Raw genomic sequence first — 16,420 nt, forward strand, 5'->3', positions numbered from 1 at the left:
TTAGATAACAAAAAATGGTGCTATAGGATTCAGACCGCCCGTACGTTGATAGGTTCCCCGGCCATTTTCTTCTTCAGGGTACGCTTGGTACGGTCGATCACTTCACCCGCCAGTTGCCCGCAGGCGGCGTCGATATCGTCACCACGGGTTTTACGAACAATAGTCGTAAAGCCGTATTCCATCAACACCTTGGAGAAACGATCCACCCGGCTGTTGGAGCTGCGGCCGTAAGGGGCACCCGGGAACGGGTTCCATGGGATCAGGTTGATCTTGCACGGCGTGTCTTTCAGCACTTCCGCCAGCTGATGCGCATCGTCGGTGCTGTCGTTGATATGATCCAGCATCACGTACTCGACGGTCACGCGGCCCTGGTTGGCGTTGGATTTCTCCAAATAGCGACGCACCGCGGACAGGAAGGTCTCGATGTTGTACTTGCGGTTGATCGGCACGATCTCATCGCGGATGGTGTCGTTCGGCGCGTGCAGCGAGATCGCCAGCGCCACGTCGATCATGTCGCCCAGCTTGTCCAGCGCCGGCACCACGCCGGAGGTAGACAGGGTCACGCGGCGTTTGGACAGGCCAAAGCCGAAGTCGTCCAGCATGATTTCCATCGCCGGCACCACGTTGTTCAGGTTGAGCAGCGGCTCGCCCATCCCCATCATCACCACGTTGGTGATCGGGCGTTGGCCGGTCACCTTCAGCGCGCCGATGATTTTCGCCGCGCGCCACACCTGGCCGATGATTTCCGACACGCGCAGGTTGCGGTTGAAGCCCTGCTGCGCCGTCGAACAGAATTTGCACTCCAGCGCGCAGCCTACCTGCGAGGAGACGCACAGCGTCGCGCGGTCGGCTTCCGGGATATACACGGTTTCGACCTGCTGATCGCCGACTTTAATCGCCCACTTGATGGTGCCGTCGGCCGAACGCTGTTCTTCCGCCACTTCCGGCGCGCGGATTTCCGCCACGCGTTGCAGCTTGCCGCGCAGGACTTTGTTGATGTCGGTCATCTGCTCGAAATCGTCGCAGCAGTAGTGGTAAATCCACTTCATCACCTGATCGGCGCGGAACGGTTTCTCGCCCATTTCGGCGAAGAACTCGCGCATTTGCTGGCGGTTCAGGTCCAGCAGGTTGATTTTGGCCGCAGCCGGTTGCTCCACGTTAACGGAGGGGGTAGTCAGCGAATTATTTTCAGACACGGTGTGCTCGGACGTGATGGGTTCTAACATAATGATCTCTGGCCTCGTTATTACACGTTATGGCGCTAAAGAATGGACAGTAAGTTGTGCATTTCAGCCCGCATGATTCGGGTGGCGGCACTAAAAACACGCCCCTGACAAGTCGTCTTATCAGGGGCGCGGCATTGTACAAATTTTAGTAGCGGGTGGCTACGGCTGAAAGGCATTCAGGGCATTTTTATTGTTTCAGCCGGTGAATGCCTGGCTATCAGCTCAGAAACGGCACGATTAACGTGCGCAGATTTCGCTTTCGTTGAAGAAGTAAGCGATTTCGCGCTGTGCGGATTCAACGGAATCGGAACCGTGAACGGCGTTAGCGGTGAAGCTGTCCGCGTAGTCGGCACGCAGGGTGCCGGCCAGCGCGTTGTCCGGGTTGGTTGCGCCCATGATGTCGCGGTTGCGCTGCACGGCGTTTTCAGATTCCAGAACCTGCACCATGATTGGGCCGGAGGTCATGAACTCAACCAGACCGTCGAAGAATGGGCGGCCTTTGTGCTCAGCGTAGAAGCCTTCAGCTTGCTCGCGAGTCAGACGCAGCATTTTAGCGGCGATGATTTTGAAACCGGCGCGCTCGAAACGAGCGTAGATAGCGCCGATGTCGTTGTTGGCTACAGCGTTTGGTTTAACGATGGAAAAGGTACGTTCTACGGTCATGATGGCCTCTGTATGACTTCCAAAACAGGCCGGTCTGCAATGTTGCCGGCCTTCTCAAGTGGCGCAGATTATATGTGCGCCGTTAACGCTTGCCTACGGGAAAAACAACATTTCATTAAAAAAATATGATCTTCATGATTCATTTTCGACCACGCGGCGGCGCTACTGGGTCTTGTCGGTAGACGGGATCAAATTGCGCAGCCAACTGCCCCAGCGGCGCTGATAAAACGGCTGCGTATGGGAGATCAGATAGTGGCTGATGCCGCGCTCGTTCTCCGACACCAGGCAGAAATCCACCGGTTCGTCGTTCGGCGCCGTTTCGCTGGCGACGCTGCCGGCCTCGTTGATCAACGCCTCGATCTCCGCCGGCTCGGCGTCCACTTCCAGCCCGATCAGCAGATTCGGCTTCTCGTCCGCCGCCTGATCGTGCATCAGCGCCAGAAACGCGCGGCGCACCGGTTTGCGCTGGCTGAACAGCGTAGTCAACGCATCCACCATCGCCGACGGATACTCTTCGGGCTGCCCCAGCAGGATTTGGGTCTCTTTGTCGACGTAATGCTCAACCGGTTTGACGACGCCGCCGGTCGCCAGCAGCATCGCCACCTCTTCCGGATAGAACTCCTTGCCGTACTCCGCCTTCGGGTTGAGGAACAGATCCGCACCCTGGGTGATTTCGAACAGCACCCGCGCCGGCATGGCGATGAACGGCTGTTCGTCCTCAACGGCTTTCTGCAGCGCTTCCAGCGAGGTGAAGAACGGAATGATGCTGCCGCCGTCCTGCTTCTCCCAATGCTGGATATTGACCGGCGTATCCGCGTTCAGCGCGATGTCGCCGTCCTGCTGCACCTGCTCGCTGTCGCCGAGGATCAGCACCGTGGCGTCGAGCAGTTCACGGAAGAACGCCGGGCGGTGGGCCGGCTCCGTCACCGCCAGCTTCAGCAGGCGTTCAAGTTCGTTCTCGCTCGGGGCGGCATCGTGATGATGGGCACTCATGGCAAACTCCAGGGATAAAATAGCGAGGCCCAGCATGCTGGGCCCCGAAGATAATGCGCATTCTAGCGCCCGACGCGGCGGGCGTTCAATTATTTGGCTTTGCTCAGCAGCAGATTGGCCAGGGTACGCACGCCCAAACCGGTCGCGCCGGCCGACCACTGCTCCACCGCGCCTTTGCGGTAGGTGGCGGAACAGTCGATGTGCAGCCAGCCTTGTTGGTAATTCTTGACGAAATGCGACAGGAAGGCCGCCGCGGTGCTGGCGCCGGCGGTGTAGGCCGGGCCGGCCACGTTGTTCAGCTCGGCGAAGTTGGACGGCAGCTGGCTGCGGTGGAACTCGGCCAGCGGCAGACGCCAGAACGGCTCTTGCTCGGCGGTGGCGCTGTTCAGCAGCTCCTGCGCCAGCGCGTCGTCGAAGCTGAACAGCGCATGGTAGTCGTTGCCGACCGCGGTTTTGGCGGCGCCGGTCAGGGTCGCGCAGTCGATAATCAGCTGCGGGTTCTGCTCAGAAGCGTCAATCAGGCCGTCGGCCAGCACCAGGCGCCCTTCCGCATCGGTGTTCATTACCTCGACGGTTTTGCCGTTGCGGTAGCGAATGATGTCGCCCAGTTTGAAAGCGTTGCCGCTGACCATATTGTCGGCGCAGCACAGGTACAGCTTCACGCGCTGCTTCAGGCCGCGCGCCGCCGCCAGCGCCAGGGCGCCGGTGATGGTGGCCGCACCGCCCATGTCAGCCTTCATCGAGTCCATAAAGGCGCTCTGTTTCAGGCTATAACCGCCGGTATCGAAGGTGATGCCCTTGCCGACCAGGCAGGCGAACACCGGCGCGTCCGGGTTACCGGTCGGGTTGAAGTCCAGCGCCAGCAGCACCGGCGGACGCTCGGAGCCGCGGCCGACGGTGTGGATGCCGGCATAGTTCTGCTCGCGCAGATCTTCGCCCTTGGTGATGCGGTAGCTGACGGCATCGCAGCCGACGTCGCACATCAGATCGACGGCGCGGGTCGCCAGTTGCTCTGGCCCCAGCTCTTCCGCCGGCATGTTGATGGTGTCACGCACCCAGTCAACGATCTTCAGGCGCTTATCCAGCTCCTGACGCGCGGCTTCCGGCAGCTCGGCCCATTCGACGTTGCGCTGCCCTTTCGGCCCGCGGTAGCCCTGCCAAAACGCCCAGCTGTTTTCCAAGTCCCAACCGTCGCCGGCCAGCTTGACGTTTTTGATGCCCTGACCGTCAATTTTGCGGCCCGCGCGCTGGATCGCGCCCAGCTTGTCGGTGCCGGTCAGGTGGATGGTCATCCCTTCGCCGTTGGTGCTGAGCAGCGCTTTTTCGCCCCAACGGGCGTCGGCAGGTTGTTGCGACAGCGTGACCTGCATGAATTCTGTTGTCATAGCCTTCTTACTCCGGATGTTCCCTTTATTATTTCATTAGGGCTTTATTGCATACCCTATGGATTTCAAATTGCAGCTAGGCGCCCAGCGATCTCATCCCCAGGAGCTTACTCAGGTAAGTGACTGGGGTAAGACAAATCTGCCGGGAGCAGATTTGAACGCTGCTCGCAGCGGCCCCTTGGGGCGTGGCCCACGGATGGGCCACGTAACTACGTGCAGGTAACAACGCTGCGGTTTGAAAGACGACGGGTATGTCGGATACAAAATAAACGGGCCGCCCATGGCAGCCCGTTACGCTATTTACTCCGCTTCATCTAACCAGACCAGCAGGATCGCTTCCAGTATTTTTTCGTTGGAAGCCTGCGGATCGTCGTCGAACTCTTCCAGATCGCAGATCCACTGATGCATGTCGGTAAAACGCACGGTTTTCGGATCGGTGTCCGGGTATTGGTCGTACAGGGCTTCGCCGATTTCACGGCTGTCGGTCCACTTCAGTCCCATTATGATCTCCGGGTTGGCGCTGCGGCTAACAATTAATGCTCACGCGCGTGGTTGACGGTGTAGCGCGGCATTTCGACCACCAGATCTTCGTCGGCGACCAGCGCCTGGCAGCTCAGGCGGCTTTCCGGCTCCAGCCCCCAGGCCTTGTCCAGCATGTCGTCTTCCAGCTCGCTGCTCTCTTCCAGCGAATCGAAGCCTTCACGCACGATGCAGTGGCAGGTGGTGCAGGCGCAGGATTTCTCGCAGGCGTGCTCGATTTCAATGCCGTTGCGCAGCGCAACGTTGAGGATCGACTCCCCTTTTTCAGCTTCCAGAACCGCCCCTTCCGGGCAAAGATCTTGATGGGGCAGGAAAACAATTTTAGGCATGGTTAAACCTCATCCACAGAATGGCCAGCCAGCGCGCGGCGAATGGAAGCGTCCATGCGGCGCGCGGCAAAATCTTGCGTTTGTGCATCTAATGTTTTGATGGCGTCTTCGATAGCGGCGGGATCTTCCCCCTGCACCGCCTGCTGCAACGCCTGGGTCGCGGCGGCGATCGCCTGGCTTTCCGCCTCGCTCAGCAGCGCGGCGTCGCTGGCCAGCGCACCCTGCAGGCTTTCCAGCACCCGCGCGGCTTCCACGCGTTGCTCCGCCAGCTTGCGCGCGCCCACGTCGCTTTGCGCGTTGGCCATCGAATCCTTGATCATGCCGGCGATTTCGCTGTCCGACAGGCCGTACGACGGCTTCACCTGGATCGAGGCTTCCACGCCGGTGGATTTCTCCATCGCGGTGACGCTCAGCAGACCGTCGGCATCCACCTGGAAGGTGACGCGAATGTGCGCGCCCCCGGCAGGCAGCGGCGGCAGGCCGCGCAGCGTGAAACGCGCCAGCGAACGGCAGTCCTGCACCAGCTCGCGCTCGCCCTGCAGCACGTGGATCATCATCGCGCTCTGGCCGTCTTTAAAGGTGGTGAATTCCTGCGCGCGCGCCACCGGAATGGTGGTGTTGCGCGGGATCACTTTCTCCACCAGACCGCCCATGGTTTCGAGGCCCAGCGACAGCGGGATCACGTCCAGCAGCAGCATGTCGCTGTCCGGCTTGTTGCCCACCAGAATGTCGGCCTGGATCGCGGCGCCGATGGCGACCACTTTATCCGGATCGATCGACGTCAGCGGCGTGCGGCCGAAGAAGGCGCCCACCTGCTCACGCACCAGCGGCACGCGGGTGGAACCGCCGACCATCACCGCTTCCAGCACCTCGTCGGCGGCGACGCCGGCGTCTTTCAGCGCGCGGCGGCAGGCCATCAGCGTGCGTTTCACCAGCGGAGCGATCAGCGCTTCGAACTGGGCGCGGGTCACCTCGCCCTGCCAGCCGGCCACCTCGACGCGCACGCTGTCGGCATCGCTCAACGCGATTTTGGCGGCGATGGCGGCGTCCAGCAGCTGGCGCTGCACGCCGTGATCGCTGCGATCGGCCACGCCGGCCTGCTCGCGCAGCCAGTCGGCCAGCAGGTGATCGAAGTCGTCGCCGCCCAGCGCGGAATCGCCGCCCGTGGCCAGCACTTCGAACACGCCGCGGCTGAGGCGCAGAATGGAGATATCAAAGGTGCCGCCGCCCAGATCGTAAACCGCGATCACCCCTTCCTGGCCGGAGTCCAGCCCGTAGGCGATCGCTGCCGCGGTCGGTTCGTTCAGCAGGCGCAGGACGTGCAGGCCGGCCAGACGCGCCGCGTCTTTGGTGCCCTGGCGCTGCGCGTCGTCGAAGTAGGCGGGAACGGTGATCACCACGCCATCCAGCTCCCCTTCCAGCGCCGCTTGCGCGCGCGCGGACAGGGCCCGCAGGATATCGGCGGAGACGCCGACCGGGTTAACCGGACCGGCGGCGGTGACGATCAGCGGCAGGCCGTTGTCGCTGGCCTGGAATTGATAAGGCAGGTTCGGGTAACGCTGCTGCACGTCCGCCAACGAGCGGCCCATCATGCGCTTGATGGAGCTGACGGTATTGGCCGGATCCTGCGCCGCCTGTTGGCGCGCCTCCCAGCCGACGCGCTGCGCGTCCGCCTGATAATGCACCACCGAAGGCAGCAAATGGCGGCCCTGTTCGTCGGCCAGCGTTTCCGCTTGCCCACTGCGCACCGTGGCGACCAGCGAGTTGGTGGTGCCTAAGTCGATGCCGGCGGCCAGACGTCGTTGGTGCGGCGCGGCGCTGAGGCCAGGCTCACTAATTTGTAATAAGGCCATGTTGAAGCTTCCACAATCAGAATCAGAAGGTGTTACTCAAAACCCAGCAGTTTTTCTTCGAGTTGTTCAACCTGTTGCTGGAGTTTGTCCAAAAAGCGCAGCTTGCGCACGGTGTCGGCGGCGTCCGCCCACTGCTCGCCGTCCAGCTGCTGCAGCATCAGCGCACTGCGCTGTTTGATGGAGGCGGCCAGCCGCGCGCCGAAATCGGCCAGCAGGCTTTCCGCTTCCGGCTTGCGCTCAATGGCATCGAGCTCTTCGCGCAGTTCCAGCTGTTCCATCAGAAAGGCGGTGTCGCGCATCGTATGCTGTTCGTTGCCCAGATCGAAGCCGTGCAAAGATAGCATATACTCCGCGCGTTTTAACGGGTGCTTCAGCGACTGGTAGGCTTCGTTGATGGTCGCCGCCTGCTGCAACGCCATCAGGCGTTCGCGCTCCGGCTGGTTGGCGAAACGATCGGGGTGAAATTGGCGCTGCAGATCCTGGAAGCGGGACGCAAGCAGGCTGCCGTCCACGGTGTAGCGAACTGGCAGCCCGAATAAAGTAAAGTAATCCATAGCGTGCTCTGGGCGTTAGCGGATGAAGTTCCCCCGCCGAAACGGGGGAGCACGATGGACTGTCAGACGTTGAAACTCTCGCCGCAGCCGCATTCGCTTGAGACGTTCGGGTTGTTGAACTTGAAGCCTTCGTTCAGGCCTTCCTTAACGAAATCAAGCTCGGTGCCGTCAAGGTAAACCAGGCTCTTGCCGTCGATGATCACCTTGATGCCTTTGTCTTCAAACACGATGTCGTCATCGTTGGCTTCGTCAACAAATTCCAGCACGTAGGCCATTCCGGAGCAGCCGGAAGTTCGCACTCCCAGACGCAGGCCGAGACCCTTGCCGCGGTTCGTCAAAAACGCCTGAACACGCTGCGCAGCGCTGTCGCTCATGGTAATAGACATCACAACCTCACACTTCAAATCAAAGCCCGGCGTGGCCGGGCCGACTCAGACAAATTACTCGGCGCTATGCTTGCTCTTATAGTCGGCAATCGCTGCTTTGATGGCGTCTTCAGCCAGGATCGAGCAGTGAATTTTGACCGGCGGCAATTCCAGCTCTTCGGCGATCTGGGTGTTTTTGATCGCTTCAGCCTGATCGAGCGACTTGCCTTTCATCCATTCGGTCACCAGCGAGCTGGAGGCGATGGCGGAACCGCAGCCGTAAGTTTTAAAGCGCGCGTCTTCGATGATGCCTTCATCGTTAACCTTGATTTGCAGCTTCATGACGTCGCCGCAAGCCGGCGCCCCTACCATGCCGCTACCGACGGTAGGATCTTCGTTGTCGAAGGAACCCACGTTGCGCGGGTTTTCATAATGATCGATTACTTTTTCGCTGTAAGCCATGACCTTGCTCCTGAAACCTGAGAATTAATGATGCGCCCATTCGATACTGTTGATGTCCACGCCCTGCTTGAACATCTCCCACAGCGGAGACAGATCGCGCAGACGGCCGATGGATTTACGCACCAGTTGAATGGTGTAGTCGATCTCTTCTTCCGTGGTGAAACGCCCCAGGGAGAAACGGATCGAGCTGTGCGCCAATTCATCGCTCATGCCCAGCGCGCGCAGCACGTAGGACGGCTCGAGGCTGGCGGAGGTACAGGCTGAACCGGAGGAAACGGCCAGGTCTTTCAGCGCCATGATCAGCGACTCGCCTTCAACGTAGTTGAAGCTGACGTTCAGGATGTTCGGTGCGCCGTGCTCCAGATCGCCGTTCAGATACACTTCTTCCATATCTTTCACGCCGTTCCACAGACGATCGCGCAGGGTGCGCAGACGCGCCATCTCTTCGGTCATCTCTTCTTTGGCGATGCGATAAGCTTCGCCCATGCCGACGATCTGGTGGACAGGCAGGGTGCCGGAGCGCATGCCGCGCTCGTGACCGCCGCCGTGTATCTGCGCTTCGATGCGGATGCGCGGCTTGCGGCGCACGTACAGCGCGCCGATGCCTTTCGGGCCATAGATTTTGTGGCCGGAGAACGACATCAGGTCGACTTTCAGCTTGCTCAGATCGATAGGCAGTTTGCCCACGCTCTGGGTGGCGTCAACGTGGTAGATGATACCGCGCGCGCGGCACATTTCGCCGATCGCTTCGATGTCCTGCACCACGCCGATTTCGTTGTTGACGTGCATGATGGAGACCAGAATGGTGTCATCGCGCAGCGCCGCTTCGAGATCCTGCAGGCTGATGATGCCGTTGCTCTGCGGCGCCAGATAGGTCACTTCGAACCCTTCGCGCTCCAGCTGACGGCAGGTGTCCAGCACGGCTTTGTGTTCGGTTTTGCTGGTGATGATGTGCTTGCCTTTTTTCTGGTAGAAATTGGCAGCGCCTTTGATCGCCAGGTTGTCAGATTCGGTCGCCCCGGAGGTGAAGACGATTTCGCGCGGGTCGGCACCCACCAGTTCGGCGATTTGGTTACGGGCGATGTCTACCGCCTCTTCCGCCTGCCAACCGAAACGGTGGGAACGGGAAGCCGGGTTGCCGAAAGTGCCGTCCAGGGTCAAAAACTGCATCATCTTCTCAGCAACGCGCGGGTCAACCGGCGTCGTTGCTGAGTAATCCAGATAAATCGGTAATTTCATTGCTCTTGTGCTCCGTACATCACTTCCAAAAACTAAAATAATTTCGCCAGCTGCTTATGCGCGCAGATTAACGTTGATAGTTTCTTGCGGACGACCGTTGGCCGTGCGGCGCGTATCGTTGTTTTGACGATCCGCCACCACCAGCACTTCCTGGTTGTTGACCAGTTCTGCCAGCGTAATGTTGTTCAGGAACCCGCTGATGCGCTCGCTCAGATCGCGCCACAGGGCGTGGGTCAAGCAGCGATCGCCGCCCTGACAGCCTTCTTTGCCCTGGCACCGGGTTGCATCTACCGATTCATCGACGGCAGTGATGACAGCGCCAACGGCGATCTCACCCGCGTCTTTACCCAGCAGATAACCACCGCCCGGGCCGCGCACGCTGGCCACCAGGCCATTCTTGCGCAGACGGGAGAATAATTGTTCCAGATAAGAGAGCGAAATACCCTGGCGTTCGGAAATGTCCGCCAGTGGCACCGGCCCTTCCTGGGAATGCAGCGCTACGTCAAGCATAGCGGTTACGGCATAACGGCCTTTGGATGTCAGTCTCATAGCTCAATGGTTACCTGTTGGTCAAATATGGCCGAAAGTCTGACATTCCTGAGTAAAACAGTCAACTATTTAACCTAGTAATTGACTCAAGTATTAGCACGTTTTGAACTTAGCAAGAACAAAGGTATATAAAATACATGTTATAACCTTTGGATAACTAATACTATTGTCACCCGCCGCTATGCCACATCAATTAATTACCTTGATGTTTATCCTGTTTCTCGATCGACGTCAGCATGCCGCGCAGGATATTCAGCTCCTGCCCTTCCGGGCGCGCGCGGGTGAACAGCCGACGCAGGCGGCTCATCACCTGGCCCGGATGGGACGGGCGAATAAAGCCGGTGCGCTGCAGCGTCTGCTCCAGGTGCTGATAGAAACGCTCGAGGTCATCCACCAGCGGATACGGCGTCTCTTCCAGCTGCGGCGCGCCCGCCTGTTGGCGATCGAGGTAAGCCACGCGCACTTCGTACGCCAGGATCTGCACCGCCATCGCAAGGTTCAGCGAGCTGTAGTCCGGGTTGGCCGGAATGGCGACGTGGTAGTGGCACTTCTGCAATTCATCGTTGGTCAGCCCGACGCGTTCGCGGCCGAACACCAGCGCCACCGGCGCGTGCTCGCCCTCGTGCACCGCGCACACGCCGCATTCACGCGGCTCCAGCATCGGCCACGGCAAGGTGCGAGAACGGGCGCTGGTGCCCACCACCAGGCTACAGCCGGCGATGGCGTCATCGAGGGTGTCGACGATAGTGGCGTTGCCGATCACGTCACTGGCGCCGGCGGCCAGGGCGATGGCCTGAGAATCGGGTTTGATCAGCGGATTAACCAGATAAAGGTTGGTTAAACCCATGGTTTTCATGGCTCTGGCGGTCGAGCCCATGTTGCCGGTATGTGAAGTCTCTACCAGAACAATGCGGATATTGTGCAGCATACAAACTCTGAGCGTGGCGGAAAATCGCAGCATCTTAACACAGCCATAGGCAATTTGCCGAACAGCTGCTATACTTCGCGCCGTTTCCTGTTCTTTAACATCCTAGTTGGAAGATACCCATGCATCCGATGCTGACTATCGCCGTGCGCGCTGCGCGCAAGGCCGGTAACCTGATTGCCAAAAACTACGAAACCCCGGACGCTGTAGAAGCGAGCCAGAAAGGGACCAATGACTTCGTCACCAACGTCGATCGCGATGCAGAGCATCTGATCATCGACGTCATCCGCAAGTCTTATCCGCAACACAGTATCGTGAGCGAAGAACGCGGTGAGCTGATCGGCGAAGATCGCGATGTGCAATGGGTGATCGATCCACTGGATGGCACTGCAAACTTCATCAAACGTTTCCCTCATTTCTCCGTTTCCATCGCCGTACGCATCAAAGGCCGTACTGAAGTGGCCGTGGTTTACGATCCGATGCGCAACGAACTGTTCACCGCCACTCGCGGCCAGGGCGCACAGCTCAACGGCTACCGCCTGCGCGGCACCAACGCCAAAGATCTGGATGGCACCATCCTGGCGACCGGCTTCCCGTTCAAGGTCAAACAGCACGCAACGCCTTACATCAACATCGTCGGCAAGCTGTTCACCCAGTGCGCAGACTTCCGCCGCACCGGTTCCGCGGCGCTGGATCTGGCCTATGTGGCCGCCGGCCGCGTAGACGGTTTCTTCGAAATCGGCCTGAAGCCGTGGGATTTCGCCGCGGGCGAACTGCTGGTGCGTGAAGCCGGCGGCCTGGTGACCGACTTCGTCGGCGGCCACAACCACTTCAGCTCCGGCAACGTGGTGGCAGGCAACCCGCGCGTAGTGAAAGCCATGCTGGCCACCATGCGTGAAGAACTGAGCGAAGCGCTGAAGCGTTAATCGCCAGAAGCGAATCGAAAAAAGCGCTGCCGATGCAGCGCTTTTTTTATGCCCGTTAGCGGGAGAAGGGACGGATGCCGCCGCCGAATTCCGGCTGCGCGCTGACGTACAGCAACAGCCCGGCGGCCAGCAGGATCAGGCCGCCGGCCAGCGCCAACGCCCCCCAGGCCACCGCGCTCCAGGCGGCGGGCGCGCGCGAACGGCTGAGGCGCACCGCCAGCCGGCGGCTGTAATGTACCAGCAGCGCCAGCATCGAGATGGTCAACGAGGTGCCGAACGCCATCGCCAGCGCGGAGATCACTCCCCAGCCGAACACGCCGATCACTTTGGAGAACAGCAGCACCAAAATCGCCCCCGAACAGGGGCGCATGCCCATCGCCAGCACGATGGCGGCCTGAGTGCGCCAGTCGCTTCCCGCCTGCAGCTCGCTGTCGCTCGGCAGATGCCGGTGGCCGCAGCCGCAATTGGCGCTGTGCACATGATCCGCCGCCAGCGGCGTCAGGCTGTTGATGCGCAGCGCCGGCGCCGGGCGCATCGCCTTGATCGCCGCAAACAGGCGTTTCAGCGCGCGCCAACTCAGCAGCACGCCAAGCAGCATCACCAGAATAAAGCTGCCCTTCTCCAGCCAGAAACTGCTTTGGTGCAGCTGGCGCGAAGAGAGCTGCAATACCACCAGCATCAGCGTGACCAGCGCGATCGCTACCCCACCCTGCACCAGCGAGGCGGCGAAGGTCAGCTTCAGGCTGCTTTTCAGCCGCGCCGGATGGGTAGCCAGGTAGGTGGCGATCACCACTTTGCCGTGGCCGGGGCCGAGCGCATGCAAGACGCCATAGCCGAGGCTGAACAGCATCAGCGCCAGCCCGGCCTGCTGCGGCGCGGCCTTCACCTGCTGCAACAGCCCCGCCATCTGCTGGTGCAGCGCTTTTTGCCACACCACGCTCTGCATCAGCAGCTGCGGCCAATAGTGCCACGCCAGCAGCGCGGCGGCCGCCAGCGCCAGCGTGAACGGCAGCAGCGGCCACAGGCCGAAGGCCCAGTGGCGCCGGCTCGTCGTCGGTTGCGAGAGATTTAACGACATTGCAGCGTCACCCGCTGGGCGAACTGCTGCCCCAGCGCCAGGTCTTCGCCGGGCGAGTCGTTCTTGTCGAGCGACAGCGCATAGGCCTGCAGCGACGCATTCGGCTTCGGCGTCATCAGCTTGTAGCTACACAGCTGCGCCATCTCCGGCGGCAGATGCAGCGCATTTTGGTCTTTATAGGTCATATCCACAAAATAAGTCGGATCGTAAGTCGAAAGTTCGAACGGCTTGCCCGCCAGCGGCTGCGGCTCGGCCAACGGCAGCACGAACTCCAGCACCGCCTGGTTGCCCTGGCGCGACAGGTGATATTCACTGGGCAAGTTCAGGTATTTCACCGGTTTGCCGTCGCGGTAAAGATCGGTGAAATAGTGCTGCCCCAGCACGTTGGCCATCACTTCCGCCGCCAGCTTTTTCCACACTGCCGAATCGCTCTTGGCGTTTTTCGCATCGTAGAGCAGATCCGCCGAGGTGATTTCATCCATCACCCACACCATTTTCAGGCCGACCAGCCGCTGGTCTTTGGCGACGAAGGTGGTATTCATGTCGATAAAGCTGTGCGGATGAGCGATCGCACCGGCGCTGAACACGGCGCCGAAGGCAGCCAAAAGACGACGTAACTTCATCATTATCCTGTCTTACCTGCATTTGTTATAACGTAACACAAATAGATGCCTAACGGCCCGCCTCTCCCGGCGATATTTGTGACGAAAGTTGTAAGCCGAAGTAAAAGCCGCGCGGTAATCCTGCCGTCACAAAGCCTTTTGCTATGCTTAGGCATAATCGCAACCTTTTATGCCGGAAGGTGATAATGAGCCTGGACACCTCTCCCGTGCCCGAGCTCTCCGGACAACAACGGCGCTGCCATCTGCTGCTGATGCTGTACACGCCGGAGCCCGAGTTACAGCTGGAGACCCTAAGCCGAATCAACGGCGTCGCCCCCCCGATAACCCGGCAAGATATAGCCGAGGTGGCCAGTGAAATCCAGCGTTTCCATCACCTGGAGATCGCCGTCGATCCCGACCATGGCTACCAACTGCGGGGCAGCGTGCTCGACCAACGCCTGTGCCTCATCCACTGGCTGCGGCGGGCCCTGCGCTGCAGCCCGCGGTTTGTCGAAGGCGATTTCGCCCCGCGCCTGCGGCAAGCGCTGGCGACCGATGCCTCCCCGGCGTCTGCGCTGACAGAGGCGATCGACGCCTGCGAGCCGCTGCTCAGCCGCCACTTCGATGCGCGCGACCGCCAATTCCTGCAGCATTACCTGCTCTACTACGCCTGGCAAAATCGCCTGCAGCAGCATCCGCGTTTCGACGCGGTTCAACGCGACTGGCTGCGGAAAAAGCCGGAACAGCAAGCCGCCGCCTGGCTGCATCAGGCCTGCAACCGGCTGTTTAACCAGCCGCCGCAGGCAGACGAGCGCGATTTTTTGGCGCTGACGTTTACCATGTTGAAAAATCACAGCTACCACAGCAACGACTCAGCGCAAGAGCGGAGATTGATGGTGGCGATCGACAGCATGGTCGAGCGCTTCCAGCAACTTTCCGGCATGGCCTTCAGCAGCAAGGCGGAGCTGGTCAGCCAGCTGTTCGCCCATCTGGCGCCGGCGCTGGAGCGCTGCCGTTTCGCCATCGGCATCGACAATATGCTGCTGGAAGAAGTGGTGCGCAAATACCCGCGGCTGATGCGCACCACGCAGGAAGCGCTGAAACCGCTGGAGCAGGAGTACGGCGTGCATTTTTCCAACGAGGAGGCGGGTCTGGTGGCCATCAGCTTCGGCGCCTGGCTGATGCAGGACAACGCGCTGCAGGAAAAGCAGGTGCTGCTACTGACGCTGGACAACCCGCAGCTGGAAGAGGAAGTGGAATATCAGATCCGCGAGCTCACGCTATTGCCGCTGAACATCAAGTACCTGCCGCTGAGCGACTATCTGCGCGGCGGAGCGCCGCAGGGCGTCACGCTGGTGATCACCCCTTATGCGGCGGTGCACAGCGATCCGCACCCGCCGCTGATCTATACCGAACTACCGCTGGAACCCCGGCAGCGCCAGGCGATCCGCGCGCTGCTGGAAGCCCCTTAATCAGCGGCTGACGCTGACCGCCGGCGGCCGGATGAACAAGGCCGGCACCGCGACCGCCGCCATCACCCAGAATACCCCGCCCTGCCAATGTTCGAACAGGAACCCGGCAATGACCGTCATGACGGCGATGCCGCCGCCCATCGCCAGCGCCGAATACACCGCCTGCAGTTGGATCACCTCTTGCCCCTGACGCGCGGCGATAAAGCGCATCGCCGCCAAATGGCAGACGGTGAAAGTGCCGCAGTGCAGGATCTGGATCAGCAGCAGCCAGCCCAGCTCGGTGCTGTAGGCCATCAGGCTCCAGCGCAACACGCCACAGCAGGCGGAGAGCAACAGCAGGTTGCGCGCATTCCAGCGGCGGAACAGCACGTTGCTGCTGGCGAAAATAATCACCTCCGCCACCACGCCCAGCGACCACAGATAGCCGATGGTCGAGGCCGAATAGCCGGCCTCCTGCCAGTAAATGGAGCCGAAGCTGTAGTAGCCGGCGTGCGCCCCTTGCAGCAGCGTGACGCACAGCAGGAAGCGCCAGACCGGCCCTTCTTTCAGCAGCGCCCACAGCGAACGTTCGGTTCCGCTGCGCGCGCGCGCTTCGCCCTGCGGCATGACGCTCGGCTTCAACAGCATGCCCAGCAGCATCGCCAGCACGCTGAAGATCAGGCTGTAGAGAATGGCGTTATGGCCCCATACCGCTACCAGCTGCCCGGTCAGCGCCGAGCCGATGACGAACGCCAGCGAGCCCCACAGCCGCACCCGGCCGTAGTCCATACGGATCTGCTTTTGCCAGGTGGCGGCCAACGCGTCGGTCAGCGGCACCAGCGGCGAGAAGAACAGGTTGAAACCCGCTATCACCAGCATCAGCCAACCCCAGCCGTTGCCGAAACAGAAACCGACCGCAAAGGCCAGGGTCAGCAGCGCCAGCAGGCGCAGGGCGGAGACTAAATGAGAGGGATCTTTAACGCGGGGTGCAATCAGTAAGCTGCCGAGGAAGCGGGCCACCAAGCCGGCGCCGAGCAGCATGCCGATGGTTTCGGGCGCGATGCCCTCCCCTTTCAGCCACACGCCCCAGAACGGTAAGAAGATGCCATAGGAAAAGAAGTAGGTGAAATAACTGAGCGCGAGCCAACGCGTGGATTGCAGAACCATGATCCCTCCGGAGTGAGGGCAATACTTTGACAGAGCTCACACCGCCCCGCAATCTTCATTCCACTTCAATGCGTTAGAGTGCCAGACAGCTCACAGTTTGCCGCGAGCGGCCA

18 protein-coding genes are annotated in these 16,420 nt (G+C 60.6%); 2 read left to right on the forward strand and 16 right to left on the reverse strand.

The window, feature by feature from the left end; genetic code table 11:
- Positions 1 to 29: 29 nt before the first annotated feature.
- The 13 genes from REA38_RS21845 to trmJ form a co-directional block, all read right to left on the reverse strand.
- On the reverse strand, positions 30 to 1,226 hold the full coding sequence (locus REA38_RS21845) for a bifunctional tRNA (adenosine(37)-C2)-methyltransferase TrmG/ribosomal RNA large subunit methyltransferase RlmN (protein WP_004941426.1): 1,197 nt from the start codon (positions 1,224 to 1,226) through the stop codon (positions 30 to 32).
- 237 nt (positions 1,227 to 1,463) lie between these two features.
- A complete protein-coding gene (gene ndk, locus REA38_RS21850; RefSeq protein ID WP_004941424.1) occupies positions 1,464 to 1,889 on the reverse strand; it encodes a nucleoside-diphosphate kinase in 426 nt (141 codons plus the stop codon).
- 162 nt (positions 1,890 to 2,051) lie between these two features.
- On the reverse strand, positions 2,052 to 2,882 hold the full coding sequence (gene sseB / locus REA38_RS21855) for an enhanced serine sensitivity protein SseB (protein WP_033635596.1): 831 nt from the start codon (positions 2,880 to 2,882) through the stop codon (positions 2,052 to 2,054).
- A gap of 89 nt (positions 2,883 to 2,971) precedes the next feature.
- On the reverse strand, positions 2,972 to 4,267 hold the full coding sequence (gene pepB / locus REA38_RS21860; RefSeq protein ID WP_049194914.1) for an aminopeptidase PepB: 1,296 nt from the start codon (positions 4,265 to 4,267) through the stop codon (positions 2,972 to 2,974).
- Positions 4,268 to 4,567: 300 nt separating this feature from the next.
- Complete coding sequence (gene iscX / locus REA38_RS21865; RefSeq protein ID WP_006327336.1) at positions 4,568 to 4,768, reverse strand: Fe-S cluster assembly protein IscX; 201 nt, start codon at positions 4,766 to 4,768, stop codon at positions 4,568 to 4,570.
- A gap of 32 nt (positions 4,769 to 4,800) precedes the next feature.
- Positions 4,801 to 5,136, reverse strand: a complete 336-nt coding sequence (gene fdx, locus REA38_RS21870) for an ISC system 2Fe-2S type ferredoxin (protein WP_004941417.1) — start codon at positions 5,134 to 5,136, stop codon at positions 4,801 to 4,803.
- A 2-nt stretch (positions 5,137 to 5,138) separates the two neighbouring features.
- Positions 5,139 to 6,989, reverse strand: coding sequence for a Fe-S protein assembly chaperone HscA (gene hscA, locus REA38_RS21875; protein WP_033654281.1), 1,851 nt, complete (start codon positions 6,987 to 6,989; stop codon positions 5,139 to 5,141).
- Between the two features lie 32 nt (positions 6,990 to 7,021).
- On the reverse strand, positions 7,022 to 7,543 hold the full coding sequence (gene hscB, locus REA38_RS21880) for a co-chaperone HscB (protein ID WP_047570915.1): 522 nt from the start codon (positions 7,541 to 7,543) through the stop codon (positions 7,022 to 7,024).
- Between the two features lie 62 nt (positions 7,544 to 7,605).
- Complete coding sequence (gene iscA / locus REA38_RS21885) at positions 7,606 to 7,929, reverse strand: iron-sulfur cluster assembly protein IscA (RefSeq protein ID WP_004941410.1); 324 nt, start codon at positions 7,927 to 7,929, stop codon at positions 7,606 to 7,608.
- A 54-nt stretch (positions 7,930 to 7,983) separates the two neighbouring features.
- Positions 7,984 to 8,370 carry a Fe-S cluster assembly scaffold IscU gene (iscU, locus tag REA38_RS21890; RefSeq protein WP_033635600.1) on the reverse strand — a complete coding sequence of 129 codons (387 nt, stop codon included), beginning with the start codon at positions 8,368 to 8,370 and terminating at the stop codon, positions 7,984 to 7,986.
- Positions 8,371 to 8,394: 24 nt separating this feature from the next.
- Positions 8,395 to 9,609 (reverse strand): cysteine desulfurase, encoded by a 1,215-nt coding sequence (gene iscS, locus REA38_RS21895; protein ID WP_033654284.1) that lies wholly within the window; start codon positions 9,607 to 9,609, stop codon positions 8,395 to 8,397.
- 54 nt (positions 9,610 to 9,663) lie between these two features.
- On the reverse strand, positions 9,664 to 10,158 hold the full coding sequence (gene iscR, locus REA38_RS21900) for a Fe-S cluster assembly transcriptional regulator IscR (protein WP_004941404.1): 495 nt from the start codon (positions 10,156 to 10,158) through the stop codon (positions 9,664 to 9,666).
- A gap of 193 nt (positions 10,159 to 10,351) precedes the next feature.
- The gene (gene trmJ, locus REA38_RS21905) at positions 10,352 to 11,086 is read right to left on the reverse strand and encodes a tRNA (cytosine(32)/uridine(32)-2'-O)-methyltransferase TrmJ (RefSeq protein ID WP_308886620.1); all 735 of its coding nucleotides are present in this window, start codon (positions 11,084 to 11,086) and stop codon (positions 10,352 to 10,354) included.
- Between the two features lie 119 nt (positions 11,087 to 11,205).
- On the opposite strand from trmJ, the gene suhB reads away from it, so the two are divergent.
- On the forward strand, positions 11,206 to 12,009 hold the full coding sequence (gene suhB, locus REA38_RS21910) for an inositol-1-monophosphatase (RefSeq protein WP_004941400.1): 804 nt from the start codon (positions 11,206 to 11,208) through the stop codon (positions 12,007 to 12,009).
- Between the two features lie 55 nt (positions 12,010 to 12,064).
- On the opposite strand, the gene REA38_RS21915 is transcribed toward suhB, so the two are convergent.
- Positions 12,065 to 13,087 (reverse strand): nickel/cobalt transporter, encoded by a 1,023-nt coding sequence (locus REA38_RS21915; protein WP_016929766.1) that lies wholly within the window; start codon positions 13,085 to 13,087, stop codon positions 12,065 to 12,067.
- The gene (locus REA38_RS21920) at positions 13,078 to 13,713 is read right to left on the reverse strand and encodes a DUF1007 family protein (protein WP_049194926.1); all 636 of its coding nucleotides are present in this window, start codon (positions 13,711 to 13,713) and stop codon (positions 13,078 to 13,080) included. Before REA38_RS21920 ends, REA38_RS21915 begins: the two co-directional genes overlap by 10 nt.
- 182 nt (positions 13,714 to 13,895) lie before the next feature.
- On the opposite strand from REA38_RS21920, the gene csiE reads away from it, so the two are divergent.
- Positions 13,896 to 15,161 carry a stationary phase inducible protein CsiE gene (gene csiE, locus REA38_RS21925; protein WP_308886622.1) on the forward strand — a complete coding sequence of 422 codons (1,266 nt, stop codon included), beginning with the start codon at positions 13,896 to 13,898 and terminating at the stop codon, positions 15,159 to 15,161.
- On the opposite strand, the gene REA38_RS21930 is transcribed toward csiE, so the two are convergent.
- Positions 15,162 to 16,307, reverse strand: a complete 1,146-nt coding sequence (locus REA38_RS21930; protein ID WP_033648923.1) for a 3-phenylpropionate MFS transporter — start codon at positions 16,305 to 16,307, stop codon at positions 15,162 to 15,164.
- Positions 16,308 to 16,420 lie beyond the last annotated feature (113 nt).

Source organism: Serratia sp. MF1(2023) (genome assembly GCF_030954545.1).
Classification (GTDB): Bacteria; Pseudomonadota; Gammaproteobacteria; order Enterobacterales; family Enterobacteriaceae; genus Serratia; species Serratia sarumanii.

Excerpts from the sequence above, each read along its gene's own strand:
- csiE (WP_308886622.1), top strand. The coding sequence starts at position 13,896 with ATGAGCCTGGACACCTCTCCCGTGCCCGAGCTCTCCGGACAACAACGG.
- fdx (WP_004941417.1), bottom strand. The coding sequence starts at position 5,136 with ATGCCTAAAATTGTTTTCCTGCCCCATCAAGATCTTTGCCCGGAAGGG.
- iscA (WP_004941410.1), bottom strand. The coding sequence starts at position 7,929 with ATGTCTATTACCATGAGCGACAGCGCTGCGCAGCGTGTTCAGGCGTTT.
- suhB (WP_004941400.1), top strand. The coding sequence starts at position 11,206 with ATGCATCCGATGCTGACTATCGCCGTGCGCGCTGCGCGCAAGGCCGGT.
- REA38_RS21930 (WP_033648923.1), bottom strand. The coding sequence starts at position 16,307 with ATGGTTCTGCAATCCACGCGTTGGCTCGCGCTCAGTTATTTCACCTAC.
- trmJ (WP_308886620.1), bottom strand. The coding sequence starts at position 11,086 with ATGCTGCACAATATCCGCATTGTTCTGGTAGAGACTTCACATACCGGC.
- REA38_RS21845 (WP_004941426.1), bottom strand. The coding sequence starts at position 1,226 with ATGTTAGAACCCATCACGTCCGAGCACACCGTGTCTGAAAATAATTCG.
- REA38_RS21915 (WP_016929766.1), bottom strand. The coding sequence starts at position 13,087 with ATGTCGTTAAATCTCTCGCAACCGACGACGAGCCGGCGCCACTGGGCC.
- sseB (WP_033635596.1), bottom strand. The coding sequence starts at position 2,882 with ATGAGTGCCCATCATCACGATGCCGCCCCGAGCGAGAACGAACTTGAA.
- pepB (WP_049194914.1), bottom strand. The coding sequence starts at position 4,267 with ATGACAACAGAATTCATGCAGGTCACGCTGTCGCAACAACCTGCCGAC.
- hscA (WP_033654281.1), bottom strand. The coding sequence starts at position 6,989 with ATGGCCTTATTACAAATTAGTGAGCCTGGCCTCAGCGCCGCGCCGCAC.
- REA38_RS21920 (WP_049194926.1), bottom strand. The coding sequence starts at position 13,713 with ATGATGAAGTTACGTCGTCTTTTGGCTGCCTTCGGCGCCGTGTTCAGC.
- iscR (WP_004941404.1), bottom strand. The coding sequence starts at position 10,158 with ATGAGACTGACATCCAAAGGCCGTTATGCCGTAACCGCTATGCTTGAC.
- hscB (WP_047570915.1), bottom strand. The coding sequence starts at position 7,543 with ATGGATTACTTTACTTTATTCGGGCTGCCAGTTCGCTACACCGTGGAC.
- iscX (WP_006327336.1), bottom strand. The coding sequence starts at position 4,768 with ATGGGACTGAAGTGGACCGACAGCCGTGAAATCGGCGAAGCCCTGTAC.
- ndk (WP_004941424.1), bottom strand. The coding sequence starts at position 1,889 with ATGACCGTAGAACGTACCTTTTCCATCGTTAAACCAAACGCTGTAGCC.
- iscU (WP_033635600.1), bottom strand. The coding sequence starts at position 8,370 with ATGGCTTACAGCGAAAAAGTAATCGATCATTATGAAAACCCGCGCAAC.
- iscS (WP_033654284.1), bottom strand. The coding sequence starts at position 9,609 with ATGAAATTACCGATTTATCTGGATTACTCAGCAACGACGCCGGTTGAC.